At 33.3% G+C, this 7,824-nt stretch carries 9 protein-coding genes; 7 read left to right on the top strand and 2 right to left on the bottom strand.

Annotation, left to right across the window (positions count from 1 at the left end; genetic code table 11):
* On the top strand, nucleotides 1–225 hold a 225-nt coding region (locus ACQKMD_RS12580; RefSeq protein WP_427752461.1), incomplete at its 5' end, for a transposase.
* A 270-nt stretch (nucleotides 226–495) separates the two neighbouring features.
* On the opposite strand, the gene ACQKMD_RS12575 is transcribed toward ACQKMD_RS12580, so the two are convergent.
* Complete coding sequence (locus ACQKMD_RS12575; protein ID WP_427752460.1) at nucleotides 496–1,467, bottom strand: hypothetical protein; 972 nt, start codon at nucleotides 1,465–1,467, stop codon at nucleotides 496–498.
* A 451-nt stretch (nucleotides 1,468–1,918) separates the two neighbouring features.
* Between ACQKMD_RS12575 and ACQKMD_RS12570 the strand changes: the two genes are divergently transcribed.
* From ACQKMD_RS12570 to satA, 6 genes are all read left to right on the top strand, one after another.
* Nucleotides 1,919–2,203 carry a GNAT family N-acetyltransferase gene (locus ACQKMD_RS12570; RefSeq protein WP_427752469.1) on the top strand — a complete coding sequence of 95 codons (285 nt, stop codon included), beginning with the start codon at nucleotides 1,919–1,921 and terminating at the stop codon, nucleotides 2,201–2,203.
* A 116-nt stretch (nucleotides 2,204–2,319) separates the two neighbouring features.
* Nucleotides 2,320–2,523 (top strand): thymidylate synthase, encoded by a 204-nt coding sequence (locus ACQKMD_RS12565; RefSeq protein WP_427752459.1) that lies wholly within the window; start codon nucleotides 2,320–2,322, stop codon nucleotides 2,521–2,523.
* A 374-nt stretch (nucleotides 2,524–2,897) separates the two neighbouring features.
* Entirely contained in the window at nucleotides 2,898–4,949 is a 2,052-nt protein-coding gene (locus ACQKMD_RS12560; protein WP_427752458.1) for a GAF domain-containing protein, read from the top strand.
* 398 nt (nucleotides 4,950–5,347) lie between these two features.
* Nucleotides 5,348–5,626, top strand: a complete 279-nt coding sequence (locus ACQKMD_RS12555; protein WP_427752457.1) for a hypothetical protein — start codon at nucleotides 5,348–5,350, stop codon at nucleotides 5,624–5,626.
* Between the two features lie 480 nt (nucleotides 5,627–6,106).
* Nucleotides 6,107–6,325, top strand: coding sequence for a GNAT family N-acetyltransferase (locus ACQKMD_RS12550; protein WP_427752456.1), 219 nt, complete (start codon nucleotides 6,107–6,109; stop codon nucleotides 6,323–6,325).
* A gap of 105 nt (nucleotides 6,326–6,430) precedes the next feature.
* Nucleotides 6,431–6,952 (top strand): streptothricin N-acetyltransferase SatA, encoded by a 522-nt coding sequence (gene satA, locus ACQKMD_RS12545; RefSeq protein ID WP_427752455.1) that lies wholly within the window; start codon nucleotides 6,431–6,433, stop codon nucleotides 6,950–6,952.
* A gap of 369 nt (nucleotides 6,953–7,321) precedes the next feature.
* On the opposite strand, the gene ACQKMD_RS12540 is transcribed toward satA, so the two are convergent.
* A complete protein-coding gene (locus ACQKMD_RS12540; RefSeq protein ID WP_427752454.1) occupies nucleotides 7,322–7,672 on the bottom strand; it encodes a YxeA family protein in 351 nt (116 codons plus the stop codon).
* Between the last annotated feature and the right edge of the window lie 152 nt (nucleotides 7,673–7,824).

Here is a 7,824-nt window from a genome sequence, read left to right as displayed (position 1 = left end):
GGAATTCAGCGATCATTAAGTATGAAGGGATGTCCTTATGATAATGCCGTGGCTGAAGCGATGTTTAAGGTATTTAAAACAGAATTCGCTAATGGGGCGCACTTTTCTTCACTTGAACAGCTCGTTCTTGAACTTGATGATTATGTTCATTGGTTCAACAATATTCGAATTCATGGAACACTGGGCTATTTAACACCGGTGGAATTCAAGCAGCAGTCCTTATAAAAGTTGTCCAGTTTAGTGTTGACATACCAATACTTTAAAATACAATTAAATCTCATTATTTATTTTCCGGGATTGACCCTATCCCCATCAAGCTAATATTTTAAGTATCCCCAAAACGAAAAATTTATTTCTTTTTAGCTTTCCATGAGAAATCAGGTTGTCTTTTTCGTTTTGGGAAACAATAAATTTTATAACTTAACAGCCTAGTGGCGGTACACCCAGCTATTTATGTACTAAGTTTGGGTTGAGGTCTAGAATTACTAGAGATATTTAGGAATGTAATAAAGTTAAAAAATCTTTAATCTGTCTAAGTTTAAAGACAGTAGAAGGTCTTATATACAAGTGATAAATGTATTTGTCTCTTTCCCAATGTATAGCCCAACCTCTATAAGAAGTATTTTGTCTACATAAAAAAATATCTTTAATTGGAACACCTAAAAAATCACAACTTATTTTTTTTATATTCCAACTCTGCCTTTTTCCAATTTTATTTCCAGTTCGTGTAGGTAAAGGGTCAGATAAATTTTGGGGTGCAATCCAAAGCCATAATCCATCTGTATAATTTAATTGAGACCTATATAAAAGGTGTAATTCTGTACCTGTATGATGATCTTGATATCCTATGGAGTCTAAAAAATAATCATCATATCTGTGAGGGAGAGATATAGGTATTTCTATCATCAACTCTTTTAGAAATGTAATATCATTTTCGAACCATGAAACTCGTGTAACTTCATCCTCTTTATCCCATTTTGGTTTTTTAAAACGAGAAGTAAAGCTGCTAGTAGAAAAAGATTGCTTGCCCAAACTCTCTATATAGGATTCATCAACTGGCTCTAACATATTTAAAATTAACAAAATCTCTTCTTCCTCGTATACCCCTTCTAAAACAGATAATTCAATATTAGTAAACCATCTTGCAAAGCATGCTGCTTGATTACCTTTATAATCTATCCCTATAAACCCAACGATTCCATCTATATTAAAAGATTTACCTTGATTTATTAAATTAGTATCAGCAGTTATCACAGGTATAGCCCAATCATAGAAAAACTGTTTAATTCTTATAATTCCTTTTTCATTTTTTATTTCAAACCGGATAGAAGAACGTACTTTACTCGATTCCTTTCTTAAAGATATATTGTCAATAGAGTAGGTAGAGGGCAATGTGGGTAGTAAAATTACAAAGTTAGTGTGTTTTTGCGCCTCTTGCAATTCATTAATTGTAATTGACTCTATCATAAGACATCTCCTCTACTTATAAATTTAGAATTTACATAGAAAATTAAAAACAGAAATTAACTATAGTGTTTTAATATTACAACAATTAATCACATTATATATTGAATAAATTTATAATTCTAGGGACGACAATTTCAAGTGTAAATAAGCATTACTTTTTCTTGTAGGTGCTCATTGATCAGTTGTAAGGGGGGGGACTATATTCGTATACGTGTAAATTAATAGTTTAATCAGATATGTATGATGGCTACAAAATTACCTTCTCTATAAAATTAAATTGAGGTGAAAAGGTGATGAACATAAAGTTAAGGGATTATTTGGACGAAGATTACAATGAATTTTTTGAAATGGTAAGTTCCCTCTACAGCGATGATCTAGAAGGGCAACTGATGAACCGCACAAAAGTAGACGCTACTATTAATGAGTGTAAAAAAATACTCAAAAGGTTCGGATTAAAATTTTATTAAACAACAATGAAATTATCGGATATTCAATACTAGTTTACTTTTGGAGTAACGAATATGGTGGAAACATTCTATTCATAGATGAGCTTCACATTAAAGAAAAGTCTCGAAATAAAGGAATAGGTGCTTATTTTCTTAATTGTATGGAGAAAATGGATAATATCGTAGCTCTTCAACTAGAAACAAACCCTTCCAATAAGAAGGTGTTTGACTATTACACAAGATTAGGGTTTGAAGTTTTAGGAAATACTCAATTGATTAAAACGGTCTAGAAGAGGTGTTATGTAGATAGCGTGCGTTTGCTGGAGTGTAAATTGGTAGTATTGTCAGATATGCATTGCAAACTTGCGTGTTCTACAATTTATAATTGTTTTGGGAGGTGATAGATATGAAAGTTGAGTTTGCTGATTCGGATGGAGAAGTTATTTTCAAAACACAAACGAATGATGTATCTGGGCTCTTAGCCGCAGCAAAAGGTGAAGCAATTATGTTTGGAACCAAAAGATTCACTTACACTTCGCATGTTTTAAACCATTATGAATTATTAGAAATAGGTATGGAACAACAACTAACAATCTATATGAAGCGCTAATAAGAATCGAATAACCTAGTTCAAGTAAAGTCTCTTTTCGCACATTCTGATAGGGCAAGATGTTTATAGCTCATAACAGCACCCCCGTGATTTGTGTAGGAACTTTCATTTTATACGGTGTTGTTATGAGCTTCTTTTATTTTGTCTTGGGTGTTGCACTTAATATTACAATTCGACCATTTAATAATAAAGATTAAAAAAGTAGTAATACAAATTAATATTAGTTACGATGAACCGCATCATAAGTAATAGAGGTTTTCCATGTATAATAGGATACAGATATAAAATTAAAAATAGTAAACTGATCTAGAACTAGACTGTTAGCTAGAAATTATACTTTTAATTTTAGTAGGCTTTGATTGGAGACCATGTGAATGTTAATTGAACAGACGAGATATTCTAGGCTCGCGAGTATAACCAAAGTAATTAATACAAAGTTAGAATTACGTGAAGTTTTACAGCGTGTAACGCAGGCAATATCCGAGGAAATCGTGCAATGTAACTCGGTTGGTATTTATTTACCCGAAAAAGATGGCACATTTAGAGGATTTGTAGGAAAACCAGAAGATATGAATGGCATAACGCTCGATACACAGGTAATTGATATTGAAACAGACTTATTGGCCAAAGAAGTTATTGAAACTAAAAAAACCATCTATATCTCTGATCCCTCAAAGGATAATCGGCTGGACCCGAGATCGGTAGAAGCCTTTAAAATTAAATCCTTATTAGCACTGCCTATCTCATACGAACAAGAGATATTTGGTTTAGTTTTTTTATTTGATTATGGAACGTCGATGAATTTAACAGAGTCGGAAATTCAAAGTGTTGAAGCATATGTGAATATGGCTGCAGTTGCAATTCAAAACGCAAATAATTTAAAGCAAAAGGAAAACCTTATTGCAGAAAAGCAGTTGTTACTCGATGTTACACGTGATTTGTCGATGTGTTCCTCCGTGCAGAAAAGTCTTGATAAATGTTTTTACTACTTAGGAAAGATTTTAGATAGCAAAAAAAGTGCAGCCCACATCCTTGATCCGTTGGGAAAAAACACAATCACATTCATGAAAGTAAATAAAGACTGTGATTGGACAGAAGCGAATTGGATGGCGAATCTTAAAAGCATAAGAATGAACCAAAGCTACGAAGCTATGATTCAACAGGTTATTGAAACAAAAAGTATAATTCTCACTCCAAATATAGATAGTATGAGTCTACTTATGATTCCACTGGTTTCAATGGGGGAAGTATTAGGGGTTATAACAGTTGTCAATTTAGGAGGGGAAACTTGTAATTACGATGAAACTCAAATTCAATTAGCAAAATCGATAGTCGACGCCACAGCCCCTACGTTTTCAAACTTGTTATATATGGACCAACTTGAAAATATGGTAGAAGAGCGAACAAGGGAACTAGCTGCTGCTAATGAAAAGGTTACAAGTGTTATTGAAAGTATAACGGATGGATTCTTTGCATTGAACAAAGAGTGGGAATTTATTTACATGAATAAACATCAATATTTGCCGCAAAGGAAAACGGCAAAAGATGTATTAGGCCAGAATATATGGGGAATTTTCCCGAAATGTATAGACACGGTCATGTATAAGGAATTTCATCGTGCGATGTCAGAGCGAATAGCAGTACATTTCGAAATGACCTCAGCCTATGGTGATTATTGGTACGAAGCAGTTGCTTACCCGTATGATGAGGGAATCTGTTGCCTTTTAAAAAACATAACCGAAAAAAAGAAATATGAGAAGGAATTGAAAAGATTATCAAACCTAGACTTAATAGGTCAGATGGCAGCAGGTATTAGCCATGAGATTAGAAATCCCATGACAACAGTACGAGGATTTTTGCAGCTATTAAAAAAAGAGAGCGAATTCGAAAAACATAATGATTACTTTAATGTAATGATCGAAGAACTTGACCGTGCCAATTCTATTATTACTGAGTTTCTTTCTATAGGTAATACAAAGACATCCGATTTACAGATGTTAGATTTAAATTCTATTATTCGAGATATTACTCCTTTAATAAAGATAGATACATTTAATCAAAATAAAATTATTCAATTTAATCTGAAAGACATTCCAGATTTACTTTTAAATCGTAACGAAATACGACAATTGTTAATAAATTTATACCGTAATGGCTTAGAAGCAATGAGCGCAGGTAAGGTTCTATCCATCAGTACCTACAAAGGAGATGAAAATTGTGTAGTTCTTGCAGTACGGGATCAAGGAGAAGGTATCAGTCCTGCGATAGTAGAGAAATTGGGTACTCCATTTTACACGACCAAAGATAATGGCACTGGCTTAGGACTGGGCATATGCTATGCCATTGCTGCCCGTCATAACGCAAAAATTGAATTTCAAACAGGATCTGAAGGAACTACTTTTTTTATAAAATTTACTTATATATGAAAAAGTGAAACTCTGCTTTAAAGTTGAATAGATTAGCAAAATATGCAAACTTCTTTACTGGCCTATCTTTTTTGTTAAGAAGGGATTTACATATAATGCGCTGAATAATCGTTTGAATGACGTAGTATATCTAGGGAAAACAGTCTGACTAGTGATTAGTTGGGCTGTTTTTTTAGCAGAGATCCCCGTTCTAAAATCAGAATATCCACTAGCTATTTTAGATTTTTATTTTCTCTTTATTTAGATGATGTATTAATAGTCAAAGTTTTGTACTAAAATTCATTAATTAGATTACATTACATAGATATACGGATATTAATCCGTGCATATTTTCTGGACTTTTTTACAATACTATGTCTAGATAATTTATCTAATTGGTAGGAAGGGAAGAGGCATAATTGGCTAAGCACTCAGAGACAAGCTGGAAACAGGATCATCCAAGCACTTTGTTTAGCAACTCTGTCCAAAAGGCAGATCGTATGTTAAAGCAAGTAAAGTCACACCCGGAGGAGATAGCGATTGAGCATACTTTCAATCAAATAGAACATGCAGAAAATGCACGCTTGAATGCAGAACAATATGGTGAGAATTTGGATACAGTCCAACAAAATAAAGAATACTTAGAGCTGATCAAGCAGCAATTACACGAAGTGCAAGAAAAAGTGAAAAAGCAGTAAGACAATAACCCACGCCGGTTTTGAACTGCTTACTGTCAAGTAGACAGTCGATATAGTAATATGCTTAAACGGCTTGAGCCCTATGTTCTAATGGACTCAAGCCGTTTTATTTTTCTTCGATGCCGTTAATTTCCGTTCCGGCGGACGCTTTCCTGGGGACGAACCTTGAGCCTCCTCGTCGCTAACACTCCTGCGGGGTCTCAAGATGTTCACTAGTTCCCCAAGGAGTCGCCGCCTGCACTCCAATCACTAGTTTTATCGTTTTTCTGAGTGTTTCATTCTTTCCGATTCACACTTAACCGCAAAATTTAGTAAACGATTATAATGAGCTTCATCTCTCAACTTATTGTTCGCCAATATCAACCGTGGGGGCCAAATTCAGAGAAGAGTCACAAGATTTTGTAAAACAAGTTATTTTAGATGCTACAAAGAATCCAAGAAGTGGATTTGTATTTGCCATAATTGAAAAGGGAATTTTAATTGGTACAGGCGATTTTGATTGAATTTGGATTTGGGACATTAAATCTACATCGTATTTTTGCTACTTGTGACCCAAGAAATGTAGGGTCATCAAAAGTATTAAAAAAAATCGGTATGACAAAAGAAGGCAGAATACGAGAAGATTTATTACTGAAGGATGGTTGGCGAGATTCTCTTTTATACAGTATTATAGAACACGAATGGATAAACCCTAAATAATAATCTTCTTGTTCTAACAGGGGTGTTACTTGAAGAAGGTCGAAGGGAAAATAAGGGGTTAATAGAAGCTTCATTACATATAATTTCATTTAGAAGGAGATTGAGATGATAATTAAAATGACTCAATTTAATATGAAGGATTTTAATAAATCAAACGAAGGTTTCATTGTTTCGGGGAGAATTATACCTACATATGAAAACAATGTTTGGAAATATACAGAGGAGATATTTTCTGAGCCTGGTTTCAAGAAATATGAAGATGATGAAATTGATATCAGTTATATTGAAGAAGAGGGGAAAGCTGTATTTTTTTATTACTTTGAAAGCAGCTGCATTGGTCAGATTAAGATTCGTTCTAATTGGAATGGATATGCACTAATTGAGGATATTACTGTTGCAAAAGATTATAGAAAAAATGGTGTTGGAACAGCATTATTAAATAAAGCTATTGAGTGGGCAAAGGAGAATAACTTTGGTGGTCTTATGCTTGAAACACAAGATATTAATGTGTCAGCTTGTTATTTTTATGCCAAAAATAATTTTGTAATCGGTGCAGTTGATACTATGCTTTATTCAAACTTTTCAACAGCTAATGAAATAGCGATTTTTTGGTATTATAAATTTTAGGTTATAATGATGTATTTGAATAAAATGAGAGATGGTAATTTGAAGTTTCGTCTTGTTGAACTAATGAGGGCTTTAATAGAAGAGCATTAAGCTGTACAGAAGAGTCTTTTGTCTTATTCAACTAAAGTGGCAGTTTAGTTGAATAGTACGTATCATAAATAAGTGAAGTTTTTGAAGATTACTAGATATTAATTATCAAAATGATAAAGAAGTCAATCAACTACTTTATGTAGTGATATGACTTCTTTATTTATTTTTTCTACAATGGTGTAATATTCAATGTGGTATAACGTAGTTCAACTAAAGTACGCCACTCTAAATAAAAAACTGAGTAAAATACCTTACAACTATGACCAAATTCCATAAGTCTTATTTGAACTTATCTCGAATACTGGAAGGTATATCAGTCGGTTGCTCTTCCCAAGCTTTCACATAAGTTCTTTTTGTATCAACTTTTAAGTATGCTCCCTCCCGTAATTGTTTACCGGCAGTGAAAGTAATCTTTATTTTCTTGCCATCTTCATTAATTCCTTCTAAGACATACTCATATGTTTTTTGATCAATCTTTTTTCCAGTTTGATCAATCTTTACGAAAACATCCTTTTGATGAATAAAAGGGTTTAACATATCTGCAAGCTCGTTCTTAACCAAAAGAGACATAGACAATATTATTAGAACTGCAACAACCAGGGTTCCAATTGCTATCTTTAATGCTTTCATCGTAAAATCCCTCCATATTTCTTCTTTTTTACATTTTACAAGAAATAGAAAATAGTAGCCTTCGATTATGGTTACAAATTAAACAAAGAAGTTACGATATTGTCACTTTCTACGTAAGTACGGTCTAATATATGCCGTTCATCGTACAAAAT

The sequence above is a fragment of the Viridibacillus sp. NPDC096237 genome (assembly GCF_050278625.1).
GTDB lineage: Bacteria > Bacillota > Bacilli > Bacillales_A > Planococcaceae > Viridibacillus.
Note: the sequence above shows the minus strand (reverse complement) of the source record. Positions and strands in the feature narration are given on the sequence as shown.